12 protein-coding genes are annotated in these 16,547 nt (G+C 44.1%); all 12 read left to right on the top strand.

Annotated features, from left to right (window positions below; all coding sequences use genetic code 11):
• On the top strand, positions 1-1,125 hold a 1,125-nt coding region (locus OU792_RS17390), incomplete at its 5' end, for a T9SS type A sorting domain-containing protein (protein WP_274670883.1).
• A gap of 114 nt (positions 1,126-1,239) precedes the next feature.
• Positions 1,240-2,307 (top strand): DUF3500 domain-containing protein, encoded by a 1,068-nt coding sequence (locus OU792_RS17395; RefSeq protein ID WP_274670884.1) that lies wholly within the window; start codon positions 1,240-1,242, stop codon positions 2,305-2,307.
• Between the two features lie 30 nt (positions 2,308-2,337).
• Positions 2,338-3,150, top strand: a complete 813-nt coding sequence (locus tag OU792_RS17400; RefSeq protein ID WP_274670885.1) for a peptidylprolyl isomerase — start codon at positions 2,338-2,340, stop codon at positions 3,148-3,150.
• Positions 3,151-3,157: 7 nt separating this feature from the next.
• Positions 3,158-4,540 (top strand): sulfatase family protein, encoded by a 1,383-nt coding sequence (locus OU792_RS17405; RefSeq protein ID WP_274670886.1) that lies wholly within the window; start codon positions 3,158-3,160, stop codon positions 4,538-4,540.
• A complete protein-coding gene (locus OU792_RS17410; protein WP_274670887.1) occupies positions 4,537-6,459 on the top strand; it encodes an adenylate/guanylate cyclase domain-containing protein in 1,923 nt (640 codons plus the stop codon). Before OU792_RS17405 ends, OU792_RS17410 begins: the two co-directional genes overlap by 4 nt.
• Positions 6,456-8,117: an arylsulfatase gene (locus OU792_RS17415; protein WP_274670888.1), complete on the top strand. Its 1,662-nt coding sequence runs from the start codon at positions 6,456-6,458 to the stop codon at positions 8,115-8,117. The genes OU792_RS17410 and OU792_RS17415 overlap by 4 nt, the downstream gene beginning before the upstream one ends.
• Before the next feature lie 3 nt (positions 8,118-8,120).
• The gene (locus OU792_RS17420; RefSeq protein ID WP_134199374.1) at positions 8,121-9,443 is read left to right on the top strand and encodes an APC family permease; all 1,323 of its coding nucleotides are present in this window, start codon (positions 8,121-8,123) and stop codon (positions 9,441-9,443) included.
• A gap of 7 nt (positions 9,444-9,450) precedes the next feature.
• Positions 9,451-11,481 carry a S9 family peptidase gene (locus OU792_RS17425; protein WP_134199372.1) on the top strand — a complete coding sequence of 677 codons (2,031 nt, stop codon included), beginning with the start codon at positions 9,451-9,453 and terminating at the stop codon, positions 11,479-11,481.
• Positions 11,478-11,912, top strand: coding sequence for a YybH family protein (locus OU792_RS17430; protein ID WP_134199370.1), 435 nt, complete (start codon positions 11,478-11,480; stop codon positions 11,910-11,912). The genes OU792_RS17425 and OU792_RS17430 overlap by 4 nt, the downstream gene beginning before the upstream one ends.
• Before the next feature lie 64 nt (positions 11,913-11,976).
• Entirely contained in the window at positions 11,977-12,471 is a 495-nt protein-coding gene (locus tag OU792_RS17435; protein ID WP_274670890.1) for a (2Fe-2S)-binding protein, read from the top strand.
• 139 nt (positions 12,472-12,610) lie between these two features.
• Positions 12,611-14,836 (top strand): xanthine dehydrogenase family protein molybdopterin-binding subunit, encoded by a 2,226-nt coding sequence (locus OU792_RS17440; protein WP_134199366.1) that lies wholly within the window; start codon positions 12,611-12,613, stop codon positions 14,834-14,836.
• A 160-nt stretch (positions 14,837-14,996) separates the two neighbouring features.
• A partial coding sequence (locus OU792_RS17445; RefSeq protein WP_274670889.1) for a tetratricopeptide repeat-containing sensor histidine kinase occupies positions 14,997-16,547 on the top strand: 1,551 nt, incomplete at its 3' end.

The raw sequence follows: 16,547 nt of genomic DNA on the forward strand, positions 1-16,547 counted from the left end.
TCGCCTACTTCCAATGCAATTCGAAGGGGCGCCGCAGGCGGGTCCTCCTCAGGAGGAGCAGGAGGTTACTCGGATGAGAACACACTATTCTACACTGGTGGAGGTGCCGATGCAATACCGCAGCCTGCTAGTGGTGGAAACATAGGCGGAAGCTCTTTACACACAACTAGGTTTGGTTCTATTCGTCCAATCGCAGGAGGTGGCGGTGGAGGGGCTGGTGGTGCCGGTCTGGATGGTGATTACAATGATGACGCACTTTTTGGAAATAAGGGTGGAGACGGTGGTCCAGGCCTCAACTTTATTGACTTTGATATTAATGAAAACAGATCGTTTGCTGCGGGGGGTGGGGGAAATGCCGCTGGAAGCCAAAGTATCAATGCATCTGGTTTGGGAGGAAGCAATAGTTCTGGTGGGGATGGATCATTTAATGGAACTGGACTACCAGGTCAGACCCCTGGATCAGGAGGTGGGGCTGGATACACTGGAGGTGGTAATGGTGCTCCAGGAGTTGTATTTATCCGCTACCCTAATTTCCGAATTCTTCCAGTTGAATACCTCTACTTTAAGGCTGATTACAATGCAGCTCTTCGCTCTGGGGATTTAAGTTGGGCAACTGCCAAAGAATGGGAAAATGATCGCTTTGAAATAGAGCGCTCTGTCAATAATGTTACCGATTGGGAAAAAATAGGAGAGGTGACAGGTGCAGGTTATTCCGATGGACCGGTAGAATATTTCTATCAAGATCGCAAGCTACCTCTAGCGGGAGGAGATATTTTCTATCGATTGAAGCAATTTGATTTTGATGGAGACTCTACCTATAGTGATATCAGAGCCATCCAAGTCAACCCAATGTCTGGAGTTACTTATTGGAGAGTATTCCCGAATCCGACTTCCGGAGATCCAATCAACTTGGAAATGATTGATACCGGTGCCTATAATGATGAAGAAATCACTGTTCGCGTTATTGCAGCTACAGGAGTATTCGACAGCATTTCAGGCAAATCTGCTAAGCTCCTAAGTCAGCAACTATCCTTGATTCTGAGAGATAAGGCTGCCGGAGTCTACACCCTAGAGATCAGTTGGGGCGAAAACCGAGAGTACCACAAAGTGATTTTAAAAAGGTAAGTAACGTTCCCACTTTTTTGGACTTTTTTTAGAATTATAGAATTTTTTATTCTATCTTTTACAAGATTCTTTTTCCATTCAGGCATAGTAAAACGCCTTTATCTTTTATTGTCCATGCAATTAAAACTAATCTCCTCTCTAGTAGCTTGCTTTTTCCCTATTCTTCTTTTTGCACAGAGCGTCACATCTATTCAGGAAAAAACCCTAAGGTTTATCGAAACCCTGGAAGACGGGCAAGAGGATGAATTAATGATTGAATTTGCAGACTCTGTCCGAACTGAATGGACCAATTTACCTCTTGGACTAGCTCCTAGGGCCGGTCTTCAATACGGCCTACTTTCTGAAAAGAGCAAAATTGCCTTTCATCAGGTTTTAAGCTCTTTTCTCAGCTCACAAGGATATTTGAAAACCTTCGCGATCATGCAAGTGGATGATATTCTCCATGAACTCTTCGAAATCAAATATGGGCGTGGGGAGTTGAATGAAAATGCTATAAAAATGATCCGAGGTTTAAACTGGGATTATGGGAATTACTTTTTAGCTATCGCAGGCAATCCCAAAACCGATACGCATTGGGGATTGAAATTCGAGGGGCATCATATCTCCCTAAATCTGACCGTTTCGGGAGATGAATTTAGCATGACTCCGCTGTTTCTAGGTTCTGATCCCGCTGTGGTTGAAGATACCCAATATGCCGGATTGAGACCTTTGAGCAAGGAAGAAGACTATGGGTTTTGGTTTGTCAACTCACTGGATGAGGAGCAAAAGAAAAAAGCGACACTTTCTGAGGATGTTCCAGGTGATATCATCACCAGTCCAGGAAGGCCCCAATGGCTGGAAAAATTTCAGGGTATCAAAGGATCCGAACTTTCGGAAAGCCAGCAGCAAATCCTTCACTATCTAATTGAAGAATATGTGGCCAATCTAGATCATCTCAAGGCCGAGGAACATTTAGCAAAGCTACATGCTCGAGGAATGGATGAGGTATATTTTGCCTGGATCGGAAGTTACGAGCCGATGAAGCCCCATTATTACATCATCCATAGTCCAGACTTTTTGATCGAGTATGACAATGTTGGATTCTTAGATAATGCCAATCACATCCACTCCATTTTCAGGGAAAAAGGAAATGACTTTGGGGAAGATATTCTTAGGAAACATCGACTAGCACATCAACATTAATTTTAATTATTCATAAGCTCAATTAAGAACATGAATAAGCTTTTGATCATTTTGGTATTGATTTTTGAGAGTTATCAAACCTGCTTGGCTCAGGATCGTCCACAGGTAGAGATTCAGACTAGTAAAGGCATCATAGTCGTCGAACTCTTTAACGAGACTCCACAGCACCGTGACAATTTTTTAAAACTGGTTAACGATGGAATATACGACAGTTTGCTTTTCCACCGAGTCATACAGGACTTTATGATACAGGGAGGTGACACCAAAAGTAAAACTGCGAAAACCGGAGAGCAATTGGGGAGTAATGATTTACCATATCAAGTTCCTGCGGAAATCCACTCTGAGCTTTTTCATCAAAAAGGGGCCTTAGCTGCCGCCCGAACGGGCAATCTGCAGCGGGCATCGAGCAGTACTCAATTTTATTTGGTGCAGGGAAAAATCCAAAATGATAGCCTGATTCAGCACAATCAAGGTAGAATCAACAGCATGCTGCAACGCCATTTTGCCAGAAACCATCCGGACAACAAAAGTCTCATTGATTCCCTGGAGCTAGCGAGAGAAGCTAAGGATACCGCCAGTTTTCTTTCTCTGAGCAAAAAGTTGGATCAGGTAGTAGCCGGATTTGAGGATTTTGAAAAATACGAGATTCCTGAGGAGCATGTAAAAATCTACAAATCCATAGGTGGAACCCCACACCTAGATCAAAACTACACCGTCTTTGGCCAGACGATTTCAGGCCTCGAAGTCATAGATGCCATTGCAGCGGTGGAAACTGACGAGCGCGACAGGCCCATAGAAAATGTGTATATTCTGAGCATGAAGCGCATCCCTTCCCAAAAATGAAAAAGCCATGAGAGTATTCGGATTGTATTTGATCATTTTGGTGTTTTTCCTTTCCTGCAATCAAAAGGAAGGCACTCCCCCACCCGACTCTGAGTCATATCCCAATATAGTTTTCATCTTCACCGATGATCTTGGCTACGGAGATTTGGGTTGCTTCGGAGCTACCGATATCCAAACTCCGAATATTGACCGGATCGCAAGTGAAGGTATCAAGTTCACCTCCTTTCTTTCGGCATCACCAGTTTGTAGCCCTTCCAGAGCAGGTCTTTTGACGGGACGTATGCCCCAACGGATGGGAATCAATGCCGTCTTTTTTCCAGAAAGCCTTACGGGCATGGCTCCTGAGGAAATCACTTTTGCCGAAATCCTGAAAGAAAAGGGCTATCAAACTGCTGCTGTGGGAAAGTGGCACCTCGGGCACATGGAAAAGTACCTTCCACTCAATCAAGGCTTTGACTCTTATTATGGAATACCCTATAGCAATGACATGGCTTCGGTGGTTTACTTAAAAGACAATGAGATCGATTCGATTTCCGTCAACCAGCGATTTACCACGAAAACTTACACTCAAAAATCCCTGGAATTCATCGATCAGGCAGCTGGAAAGACATTTTTGCTTTACCTAGCGCACAATATGCCCCATGTCCCGATTTATGCTTCCCCGGAGTTTGAAGGAAGTTCTGATCGGGGGCTTTATGGGGATGTGATCCAGGAAATAGACTGGAGTGTGGGAGAAATCCTGAAAAAACTGGAAGAAAAAGATCTACTAGAAAACACCATGATTGTCTTTTCTTCAGACAATGGCCCTTGGCTAGTCATGGAAGACCATGGCGGCTCGGCAGGACCTCTAAGAGAAGGGAAGCAATACACTTTTGAGGGTGGAGTTCGGGCTCCAACGGTTGCCATGTGGAAAGGAAAGATCGATCCGGGTCAGGTTTATGAAGACCTAGCAACGCAGATGGACTGGTTTCCGACTTTTTGCAAGTTGGTGGGGGCTGAAATTCCTCAGGATCGGGCGATAGACGGGAAAGATCTGAGTGCAGTACTCTTTGAGAATGGTATACGGGAAGGTGATGAATACGTCTATTACATGCTTTCCGACCAACGAGGATTTAGACAGGGGGACTGGAAGATAAAGAGACCTTTTGAAGGGTATGTGGGTAGTCGAGGCATGAAAGCGGTAGCCGCTCACGACACCCTCCTTTTTAACCTAAAAACCGATCCCGGAGAAACAACAAACCTCGCCAAGGAAAATCCTGAAAAGCTAGCTCAGATGATGCGAGCGATGGATTTGGCAGTAAAGCAACTGGGACCCTTACCACCTAGCCTAGTCGTGAGAGGCCCACAGGACAACAGTCATTTTAAACACCTTGACAGTAAAAAAGAATGAGAAGTTTAATTTTTTATTGTGTCTTTTTTTTAACTACCTGCCAGCTATTTGGTCAATCTATCACTGGGGTTGACAGTTTGATTCTACTCAGCTTTGACAGCTACTCCGAACATCGATACGAAGAAGCTATTCAACTTGCCCAGGAGGCACTTGAAAAAAGCGAAGCTAAAAAAGACAGTGCCCGGATACTGAAGTCTCAGCTTTACCTTTTGATGGCTCAGCAAGAATTAAATCCGGCTACCTACGATCCAAAATCCATAGAAAGAATAATCCCTAAACTCGCTTCCCGAAATCTATGGAAGGAAAGAGCAAGAGCACACTCATTCTCTGCCAATATTTATGCGTTTTTTGGGGACCTAGAAAAAGCAATTTCCAACCACCTTTCCGCCCTAGCCATTTATGAAGAGCATGAGGTACCGACCGGCATTGCCAGTGTTTACAATTCCCTCAGTCTCATTTACTATGATCAGTACGATTATGATGAAGCTTTCGACTATGCGAGAAAGTCTCTGGCTCTCGAAGAAGGGGTAGGCGACTTAGGCCGAGTCCATACCTCTTTGAATAATCTCGCCATTATTTTCGAACATACTGGACCGATTGATTCGGCTATTTTCTACCATAAACATGCGCTCGATATCGCAATTCAAACCAAAAACCCTTACTCCATTGGACTATCTCTTAGCAATTTGGGGAATAATTATGCCAACAAGGGTGATTTGGACTTGGCAGAAGAAACCCTGCTGGAAGCCTTGAGAATTCGAGATTCCCTAGGCTACACGAGAGGCTTGGCGTACACTCACAACAGGCTAGCGGCATTGTATCTCCAAAAAAACCAAGTCAATCTTTCTAAGTTCCATGCGGAAAAATCGCTGGAGAATGCAGAAAAGGCCTCCGAAGTAAAGGTCACCCGAATGGCTTACGAGAGACTGATGGAGGTCGCTGAGAAATCAGGGAATGCCCGTGATGAGCTTACCTTCCTGAAAAAATCCATCGCTCTCAGAGATAGTATTCGCAATGAATCAAACACCAAGGAGATTACCCAACTGATGCTGAATTATGATTTTGAAAAAAAGCAACTTCTAGACAGCATCCAAAATGCACAGCAAATGCGTGAGCAAAGCCTACTGTTTGAAGAAAGGCTGAAAGTCGAGCGGAATCGACAGCTTATTTTCCTGATCTCTGGACTATTCTTGCTGATTCTCGTCATCCTTTGGTGGAGAAGGTATGTCTTTATCAAGAAATCCAATGAGGTCATTGAGGCAGAAAAAGATCGTTCTGACAAGCTTTTGCTCAATATTTTGCCGGCAGAAGTTGCAGAGGAATTGAAAGAAAAGGGATTTTCAGAAGCAAGGGATTTTGAAGAGGTAACCGTGATTTTTACAGACTTTGCTGATTTCACCCAAAAAGCTCAGCATTTGAGTGCCAAGGAGTTGGTCAATGAGTTAAATACCTGTTTCAAAAAATTTGATGAAATCATCGCTTCCCATGGATTGGAAAAAATCAAAACGATCGGTGATGCCTACATGGCAGCTGGAGGGCTAAATAAGAAATCGGAAGTACAGGCGGTAGTGAGGGCTGCTCTGGAGATGAGAGACTTTATCATACAGCGAAATAACAACCCTTCCACGCCTAGTAATGCAAAGTTTGATATGCGGGTAGGAATCAACACAGGTCCAGTGGTGGCAGGAATCGTAGGAATCAAAAAATTTCAGTTTGATATCTGGGGAGACACAGTCAATACAGCTCAAAGAATGGAAGGAGCTTGTGAGTTAAACAAAATCAATATCTCCGAAAACACCTATGCTGAAATTCAGGATGAAGAAGGACTTGAGTTCGAATATAGAGGTGAATTGGAGGTCAAAGGGAAGGGAAAATTAAAAATGTGGTTTGTCTTCGAGAAAAATCATTCAGCAGCATGAAAAGGCAATATTTCTCACATTTTTATTCAGCTACCACTCTTTTGGCATTACTTAGCCTTTTAATTTTTTCCTGCTCCAAACCAAATTCGCCAGAAAAAGCCCCAAACATCCTTCTGATTGTAGCAGATGATTTGGCTTATGCAGACCTTGGGTCCTTTGGTGGAGACATCGAAACGCCAAGTCTGGATCAATTGGCAAAAGAAGGAATCCGCTTTAGTCAATATCATACTGCTCCTTTTTGCGCCGTTACCCGGGCCATGATGCTATCTGGTAATTACAATCATGTAGCAGGAATGGGATCGCAAGACCTAGTCACTGGTGTACCTGGCTATGAAGGACATTTGAGTGAGCGAATCATTCCAATACCAGAATTACTTCAGCAAGCAGGATATCACACCTACACCGTGGGTAAATGGCATCTAGGGCTACGTCCCGAGGACAATCCGCATCGAAAAGGCTTCGAAAAATCCTTTGTGACCTTAGAGGGAGGTGCGAATCATTACAGTAGCAGGGGTATTTTCCCTGATGCTCCTGAATCCCCTTACACCGAAAACGGCCAAAAAGCTAACTGGCCAGAAGGTGCCTACTCTACTGATTTTTATACAGACAAGCTGATTTCCTATATCGAGTCCAATCGAGAAGACAAACAACCTTTTTTTGCTTTTGCCGCCTACACTTCACCCCATTGGCCACTTCAGGTGGATGAAAAGTATTGGAAAAAATATGAAGACAGGTACGATGAGGGCTACGAAGTTCTACGAAAAAAAAGGCTGGAATCCCTCAAAAAAGCTGGAATCATCCCGCCCAATGCCTCACTTCCGGAATTACACCCAATTGTCACTCCTTGGGATTCCCTTTCTCCCGAAGAGCAACAAAAAGAAGCCCGGAAAATGGAGCTCTATGCTGGAATGGTTGACAACCTCGATTTCAATGTGGGCCGATTAGTGAGCTACTTAAAGGAAAAAGGATTATATGAAAACACCCTAATTGTCTTTGTGTCTGACAACGGAGCGGCAGCAGAAGACTTTTATTATCGCCCTTACTTTGGTCCTTTTCTTCAAGAAAATTACACTGACTCCTATGAAGAAATGGGTAAGGAAAACTCCTTCATTTCCTATGGCCCTCAATGGGCTGAGGCAGGCAGCTCCCCCTACCGCTACTTCAAAGGATATACTACCGAAGGAGGTATGATTGCTCCCATGATCATTGCAGGTTCATCCGTACTTCAAACCAACCAAATTGTGGATCAATTTGTGACAGTGATGGATCTGGCCCCTACTTTTTATCAACTCGCAGATTTGGAATATCCTGCCGATTGGAAAGGAAAGGAAGTCAAGCCACTAGCTGGAAAGTCTCTCTTACCCATTCTACAGGAAGGAAAAAATGAAATCCACGATTCCACCTATGTATTTGCTTTGGAGCATCGAGGTCGAATCATGCTTCGAAAAGGTAAGTGGAAATTACTCAATATCACTGCTCCCTATTCAGAAGAAAACTTTGAACTGTATGACTTGTCCGTATCACGGGACGAGCAAAACAATGTGAAAAAACGCTATCCTGAGAAATACGAAGAATTGCTTCAGGAATGGAATACCTATTCAAAATCTGTTGGTGTCAGAACCCCAACTCCTCGACGTGGAGAGGGCTTAAAAGATTAAAAAATGGTAGAAAAACAAAGAACTGAGCTGAAGCGTGAAGTGGGAATGGGTGGTGTCATTACCAATGTGCTTAGCATTTCCATTGGTAGTGGGATATTCCTTTTACCGGCTTTGGTTTATGGGATTTTGGGCCATGCCAGTATTCTGGCCTACATCTTCTGCGGATTTATTTTTATGTGTCTTGGACTATGTTTTGGAGAATTGGGCAGCCGAGTGCCAGATACCGGAGGTTTGTATGTTTACATCAATCGTGCCTTTGGCCCCATGGCCGGATTTATTGCCAATATTCTTTATTGGTTGGGGGTAGGAGTTTTAGCATGCGGTGCCTTGATGAACGCCCTGGCTGATATTGCAGGTTCATACTTTCCCATTTTCAAAGAAACCGGGATGAGGGTTGCCTTCTTCGCTGTCATCACCGCTTTCAGCTGTTTTTTAAATTTTAAGGGAATAAAAGACAGCATGGTCTTTATCAAAATCCTCACTTGGACTAAGGTACTATCTCTGATGGCTTTAGTCAGTATTGCACTTACCCAAATTGATTTTGCCAATATCAGTTGGGAAGGACTTCCTGAATTCGGGAAAGTTGGAGAGGCTTCCATTTTACTCATTTTTGCCTTTTTGGGAGGGGAACTCGCTATAGCCAATGGCGGAGAAATGAAAGATCCTACCCGAACAGGCCCTATGGGTTTTATTTTAGGTATTGTAATGGTGATTTTAGGATTTTGTACCATCCACCTTGCCGCACAAGGAGTTTTGGGAGATTTGATGCTTACTAATCAGGAAGCTCCTTTAGCTGAATTAGCCAAAGTGATTTTTGGGGAAACGGGATTTCTGTTGGTATTGATTCTCTCTTTTATTGCAGTTTGGAGCACTTTAAGTTCCATTATTACACTTCTTCCTAGAATCCTATATGCAGGCGCAAAAGACGGATTGCTTCATCCGGTTCTTTCCAAAGTACATCCTTCCCACGGTACTCCCTATGTGGCTATATTATTCTTGGGTGTTTTAGAATTTGCTTTCGCAGCATCTGGCAGCTTCCGGTATTTGTTGGTATTGGTCACAGGAGCTTCCTTGGTAATCTACTTTGGAGCTGTCCTGGCCTATCTCAAATTTCGCTGGAAAAATAAATCCGTGGTCCCCAACTACTTTCGAGTACCCTTTGGAAATAGCATTGGAATCATAACCCTGATCGCTTTAGCCTGGGTATTTTTTCAACTAAGCAATAATGAATTATTAGCAATAGGCATTTTCATATTGCTATTAGCCGTCATCTATATACTAAGAACGCAGATTAAAAAAAGATCCAATCAACCTATCATTAACTAATAATACCATGAAAAAAGTACTGGTTTTCCTTTTTCTTTCTTTCGGGCTGTATTCGCTGACCATCGCCCAGCAAAAAACAAATCTCGAATTGACAGATCTCTTCGATCTCGAATATGTCACTAGCCCGAGTATTTCTCCAGATGGAAGCAAGATCGTCTATGTCCGCAACTTCAAGGATATCATGACCGATCGAGACTATTCCAATTTATGGATTGTCAATGCGGATGGAACACAAAATCGCCCCATTACTCAAGGTAATCAACGGGACTATGCACCCGTTTGGTCGCACGATGGAAGTAAATTGGCTTTTCTGTCGAATCAACAAGATGACAAGGTGAAGCTCTTCGTCCATTACTTCGACACCAAAAGCTCCGTAGCGCTCACCAACTCAGCAACTCCTCCTAGTGCTGTATCCTGGTCCTATGACAATCAGCATTTAGCTTTCACTCAATTCGTCCCTGCCAAGGCAAATTCCTTACTGAAAATCCCCTCCAAACCACAAGGTGCAGAATGGAATGCTCCACCGATCTTTATTGATGAAATGGTCTACCGAAGAGATGGCGGAGGCTATGTAAGCCCTGGGTATAGACAAATTTTTACCATAGGCCTTTCTGGTGGTACCGCGAGACAGCGAACTTTTGATGATCAGAATTACGGATCTCCTATCTGGTCTGCTGATGGTCAAAGCCTCTTTTTCTCTGCCAATCTTCATGAAAATTCGGAATTGGAGCCAGCAAACTCCGAAATCTACCAACTTGATTTAGCGAGTGGAAAGATCACCGCCTTGACTTCCCGTTTTGGTCCTGATTCGGGTCCAACTCTATCACCAGATGGAAAAATGATTGCTTACACTGGATTTGACGATAGCTTCCAAGGGTACCAAGTCACACATCTTTATGTAATGAACACGGATGGAACGGGAATCAAAAACCTGACAGCTGACCTAGACAGAGATGCTGGAAATCCACAATGGGAAGCGAATGGCCAAGGAATCTATTTTCAATACGATGAATTTGGGGACACCAAAGTAGCCCATGTTTCCCTGAATGGAAAAATCCGAACCCTGGTAGAAGGTCTAGGCGGATTGGATTTAGGAAGACCTTATAATTCTGGAACCTATTCTGTTTCAACCAACAACCGAATCGCCTACACCTTGGGAGGGTCTGAGCATCCAGCTGATTTGGCAGTCTGGAATGGTGGAAATACCTCCCGACTTACTGCTTTGAATGATGATGTTTTCTCCTACCGAAAAATTGGAAAAACAGAAGAAATCTGGTGGGAATCCAGCTTTGATGGAAAGAGAATTCAAGGCTGGATCGTGACCCCTCCTGACTTTGACCCAAACAAAAAGTATCCATTCATTTTAGAGATCCACGGTGGTCCCTTTGCGATGTATGGGCCTTCCTTCGCCTATGAAATTCAAGCTTATGCTGCTGCAGGCTATGTGGTACTTTACACCAATCCAAGAGGGAGTACCGGCTACGGCCAGGAATTTGGCAACTTGATTCATCATGACTACCCCAATCATGATTATGAAGACCTGATGTCAGGTGTAGACGCAGTTATTGAAAAAGGTTACATCGACACCGAAAATCTTTTTGTGACAGGTGGCTCTGGTGGGGGAGTTTTGACTGCTTGGATCGTCGGAAAAACCGATCGCTTTAAAGCAGCTGTGGTGGCCAAACCTGTGATCAACTGGACAAGTTTTGTGCTTCATGCTGATGGTGCCGCATTTTTCGGTAAATATTGGTTTGGAGCAATGCCATGGGAAGATATCGAAAACTACTGGAGAAGGTCCCCGCTATCCTTGGTAGGTAATGTCACCACACCAACCATGCTTCTTACAGGAGAAAAGGATTTCCGAACCCCTATTTCAGAATCCGAACAATACTATACAGCGCTGAAACTTCAGGGTGTTGAATCTGCCATGGTTCGCATTCCCAATGCCTCTCATGGATTGGTGAACCGACCCAGTATGCTAATGAGTAAAAGTGCCGCGATTTTAAGCTGGTTTAATCATTATCGCGATCAAAAATGAAGGGATTAAGCTGCCTATTTTTTTGCTTTTTATTCCATTTCACCTTTGCGCAGGAATCTGAGAAATCTCAGATTCTTGCACAAAGAGAAGCTTCCAATCAAGCCTTACGCGCTTTTGACGAGGAATTAAACGCAACTTTTCTGACAGACGATGTTTTAATCACTACAGGCGCCGGAACCCTAATTTCAGGAAAAGAAGCCTTGATGGACTATGTACAGGAAGTGCAGGGACCCAGAATGTATTGGATACGAACTCCCGATGAAATCATTGTCAATCCGGAAACGCAACTCGCCTGGGAAACTGGTACCTGGAAAGGATTTGTAGAAGGTTCGGAAGAAGCCACAGTAGGTGGAAAATATTCTGCTCAATGGACTAAAAAATCGGGGACTTGGCTGATACAATCTCAATTGTTTGTCACCTTACCTCGATGACCTTTTTGTATTTTAGGGAAATAAATGCCGGAAAATACTGATATTGAATCTCTTACCTTAAAAACTGATCATGATTAACCTGACTATAAACGGAAAAGAATATCCCGTGGAAGCCCCTGCAGGAATGCCACTCCTTTGGGTAATCCGTGAGCAATGTGAGTTGACCGGAACCAAATTCGGTTGCGGAATAGCTCAATGCGGGGCCTGCACGGTCCATGTTGACGGTAAGCCAATCCGGTCTTGTATCACTCCTGCATCTTCTGTAGAAGGGAAAAACATTACGACTATTGAGGGCATTGCTCATGATGAAAACACCTTACACATCGTTCAGCAAGCTTGGATCGAAGAGCAAACTCCCCAATGTGGCTACTGCCAATCTGGACAAATCATGTCTGCAGTAGCCCTTTTGAATGAAAATCCAACTCCTTCGGACGAGGAAATCGAGCAGGCCATGTCAGGAAATATCTGCCGCTGCGGTATGTATGGACGGATCAAATCGGCAATCAAGCGTGCCTCAGCAGTACTCCAAGCCTCCACCTCTAATCCCCTACTCCCATGAAATCGAGCCTGTCTGAAGTAGACAAGCACGACGAAATTCGACAAACAGTGGAATACCCCGATAGATAAGGGAAATCGAGTGAGATTCCACCCCGATACTCGGGACAAGTTGTGGCCTTTAAAAATAAAATTAAATACACATGAAAAAGTGGACTAGAAGAGCCTTTATCGGTACAGGAATTTTAGCAAGTGGTGCACTTGTAATCGGAGTGGCAATCCGCCCGGGCAACCGATCCTCCAAAGTGGCTGGTTTAATCGCCGAAGAGGGCGAAACAGTCATGAATATCTGGCTGAAAATATCCCCGGATAATACAGTCACAGCCATCATTCCTCACGCAGAAATGGGGCAAGGCGTGCACACTACCTTAGCGATGATGCTGGCCGACGAAATGGATGCAGACTGGTCTAAGGTGAAATTTATGGAGGCTCCTGCCGATAAGGAATATGCCAATTATGTGGTAGCCAAAGGATTTATCGCCGGAAATAAGACTTTCCCCAAGTTTTTAGAAGGAACCATCGATGGGGTTTTCCTCACCGCAGTGAAATCAATGGATTTTCAAATCACAGGGGGTAGTGCCTCCGTGAGGTTTACCGGTCAACAAGGAATGCGAATCGCCGGGGCTGCTGCCAAGGCAATGCTGCTCCAGGCTGCCGCAGATACTTGGAAAGTGCCAGTCGAAGAACTCAAAGCCGAGAAAAGTACCATTTCGCATCCTGCTAGCAATCAAAGCGCAACCTTTGCCGAATTAGCTCAAGCAGCCGCCAAAGTTAAAGCTCCCAAGCAACCTCGATTGAAAAACCCTGAGGAATTTACCCTCATGGGCACTTCTCAGCCCAGATTGGATATACCAGCCAAAGTCACTGGCACAGCTAAGTTTGGAATGGATGTGATCCTTCCCAATATGAAATATGCCACGATCAAGGCTGCCCCGGTATTTGGAGCGAAAGTGAAAACCGTAGATACTTCTATCCCTTCAGATAGTGAAGGAGTGTTGAAAGTTCTGAATCTGGAACATGCTGTGGCTGTGGTTGCTGAAGGTTATTGGCAGGCAAAAAGTGCCATAGATCGTCTAAACATCGAATTTGAATCCACAGAAAATGATGGAAAAAGCCAGGATGATATTTTCAAAGGGTATCAAATGGCCATGGACAAAGCACTGGAAGAGGGAAGCATTGAAGAGCATTTTCGATCCGGAGATGCACTTACTGCCCTTTCCGAAGCAGAGACAATCGTCGAGGCAGAATACCAACTTCCGTTTTTGGCCCATGCCACTATGGAGCCGATGAACTGTACTGCATGGGTTCATGACGGGAAATGCGAAATCTGGTGCGGAAGCCAAAACCCCTTAGGTGCAAAAGCTGCCGTGGCTGAGCTTTTGGATATTTCTCCCGACCAAGTCACTGTACACAATCAGCTTTTGGGTGGTGGTTTTGGACGAAGATCTGAGACAGATGTGATCAAGCAGGCGGTTGCAATAGCCAAGGAAGTAGATTATCCAGTCAAATTGATCTGGTCACGGGAAGAAGACACCCAGCATGACGTGTACCGCGAGGCAACGATCAGCCGCATGAAGGCCGGTTTGGATGAGTCCGGAAATCCGGTGGCTTATTCTCATCAGTTTTTGTTTAAGCACCATCCACCTGAAGCGGCGGATTTACCCTACTCTGTTCCCAATCAATTGATTCAGTTTACGAGTCCCAACTCATTTGTTCCTTGGGGTAATTGGCGAAGTGTGGACCATTCTGTACATGGATTTTTGACCGAATCCTTTATAGATGAACTCGCATTTGCAGCGAAGAAAGACCCTTTAGCTTTCAGAAAAAGCCTTACTCAGGACAAACCAAGATTTCAGAAAGTACTTGACCTGATTCAAGAAAAATCTGATTGGGATTCCCCTTTGCCTACCAATTGGGGAAGAGGGATCGCTATTGCCCAATCCTTCGGCTCTATTGTGGCGGAAGTTGCAGAAGTGGAGGTGAATGTGGAAGGAAAGGTCAAAGTTCACCGGGTAGTTTGTGTGGCAGACGCCGGCTTTGCCATTCATCCGGATGGATTCAAAGCGCAGATGGAAAGTGGAATCATCTATGGACTGGCAGCAGCGATGAGCGGTGAAATCACGATTGAAAATGGAGCGGTGGCCCAGAGCAATTTCCATGATTATCAGGTCACCCGCATGAGTGAAGCTCCTAAAATAGAGACGCATATCATCAATTCCGGAAATCCTCCGGGAGGTGCAGGCGAACCGAGCACACCGGTGATTGCTCCTGCAATCACCAATGCTATTTTCAATGCGACCGGGGTTCGAGTACGTCAATTGCCGATTTCAAAAACCGATTTTCGGGTTTCTATCCAGCAGACGACCTAAAGAAACATGATCTCCCTATTTCGAAAAATCCGCCAAAAACTACTCTTCAGAGATAAAATGATCTAATTAGTGAAATGATCATCAGAAAAAATCACAAGGTTCGAAATACAAAAAACCACATACTTACACAAAAAAATTCCTTTGGAATTTCAGATAAAAAATGAATTTAGTATGTTCAGGAATGAAGAATCTCCTGACACTCTTCTCCTTTTTCGTAATTTTTGAAATTAATGCTCAGGTTTATCTTTATCCTGACTCACTTCGCCAAGCACTCGGGAAACTAGAGGAAAAAGATCAGGTATTGGATTTACTCCGAATTGGCTTTTACTATGCTCAGGAGAACACTGATTCTGCTTTACACTATGTCAATAAAGCAGAAAATTTTGCCATCAAGTATCAAGATACTTTAGGTGAAATCATCACCTACCGAATCAAAGGGGTAGTATACTATGAATCCAACCGGCCTGACTCCACCATTTGGTACTATAGAAAAGGCCGTGCATTGGCAGAAATAGCAGGCGAAGAACTTCAGCTTGCCCATTTCGACAATAATATTGGAATGTATTATTGGAATAAAGGGCTTTTGACGGAGGCATTGGAGCATTTCTATAAAGCCAAAAAAAGCTATGATCTAGAGGAAAGCCTCTATGATAAAGCCATGGTCTCGAACAACATCGGGCTGATCTACCAATCTTTGGGGGATTTCGATAAGGCTTTGACCTTCGGAAAAGAATCTCATGACCTCAGAAGGGCCATTCTTGATAGTATCGATATCATGACATCTCTCGGCAACCTCTCATATATCTACACAGAATTGGAGGAATATGAAAAGTCTGACTCCATCTTGTTTGAAAGCCTCAAGATTTCAGAAGCCCTGGACTATCCCATTGAAGAATCCAAGTCCTATTCAGGATTAGCGGCCAACTTAGAAAGACGAGGAAATTACTCCGAGGCAGAAAATCTCTATTTGGAAGCTATCGCTATCTCCAAAGGGCTGGTCAATCAATCTCACCTGATGAATCGGTATGCCGAACTGGCAAATCTCTACTTGAAAACAGGAAGATTCGAAGAAGCCGCTCGACTGGCAGACTTATCCCTTAAAATTTCTGATTCACTTCAAATCAGATCTGCCAATGCCTCAGCTCTAATGACATTTGCCATGAGCAAAATAGCTCTAAAGGATCAGGAGGAAGGCTACAAAGCCCTTGAAGATTACAACAAACTCACCGACTCTCTTTTTAATGCCCAAAAAGCTGCCAGTCTTTCGGAGATGGAGGTACGCTATGAAACTGAGAAAAAAGAACAACTCATCGCTTTGCAAGAAGCAGATATAGCTCAACAAAGATCGATCAACCGAATGCAGCTGTTTATCTCCGGAGGTGGGTTTATTTTAATCTCACTGGTGGGAGGATTGTGGTACAACAGGAGTCGGTACCGAAAGCAGCTCGAGATTCAAAACCTCATAGCGATCGAAGAGAAAAATCGACTGAAGGCAGTCATTGAGGCAGAAGAAAATGAACGATCACGAATAGCCCGCGAGCTACACGATGGACTGGGACAAAGCCTTACCGCTGCCAAGATATTTGTAGGAAATCTGGGGAAAAAGCCTGGATCTGATGAGGAACAAAAGTCCAAAGAAAAGTCCATGGGGTTGCTTAGTCAATCTATTCAGGAAGTACGTCAAATATCCCATAATCTGATGCCCAAAAAA

It is taken from the genome of Algoriphagus sp. NF, assembly GCF_028823735.1.
GTDB classification, from domain to species: domain Bacteria; phylum Bacteroidota; class Bacteroidia; order Cytophagales; family Cyclobacteriaceae; genus Algoriphagus; species Algoriphagus marincola.

What these genes read in the sequence shown, in the direction of transcription:
- OU792_RS17395 (WP_274670884.1), top strand. Translation starts at nt 1,240, where the DNA reads ATGCAATTAAAACTAATCTCCTCTCTAGTAGCTTGCTTTTTCCCTATT.
- OU792_RS17400 (WP_274670885.1), top strand. Translation starts at nt 2,338, where the DNA reads ATGAATAAGCTTTTGATCATTTTGGTATTGATTTTTGAGAGTTATCAA.
- OU792_RS17405 (WP_274670886.1), top strand. Translation starts at nt 3,158, where the DNA reads ATGAGAGTATTCGGATTGTATTTGATCATTTTGGTGTTTTTCCTTTCC.
- OU792_RS17410 (WP_274670887.1), top strand. Translation starts at nt 4,537, where the DNA reads ATGAGAAGTTTAATTTTTTATTGTGTCTTTTTTTTAACTACCTGCCAG.
- OU792_RS17415 (WP_274670888.1), top strand. Translation starts at nt 6,456, where the DNA reads ATGAAAAGGCAATATTTCTCACATTTTTATTCAGCTACCACTCTTTTG.
- OU792_RS17420 (WP_134199374.1), top strand. Translation starts at nt 8,121, where the DNA reads ATGGTAGAAAAACAAAGAACTGAGCTGAAGCGTGAAGTGGGAATGGGT.
- OU792_RS17425 (WP_134199372.1), top strand. Translation starts at nt 9,451, where the DNA reads ATGAAAAAAGTACTGGTTTTCCTTTTTCTTTCTTTCGGGCTGTATTCG.
- OU792_RS17430 (WP_134199370.1), top strand. Translation starts at nt 11,478, where the DNA reads ATGAAGGGATTAAGCTGCCTATTTTTTTGCTTTTTATTCCATTTCACC.
- OU792_RS17440 (WP_134199366.1), top strand. Translation starts at nt 12,611, where the DNA reads ATGAAAAAGTGGACTAGAAGAGCCTTTATCGGTACAGGAATTTTAGCA.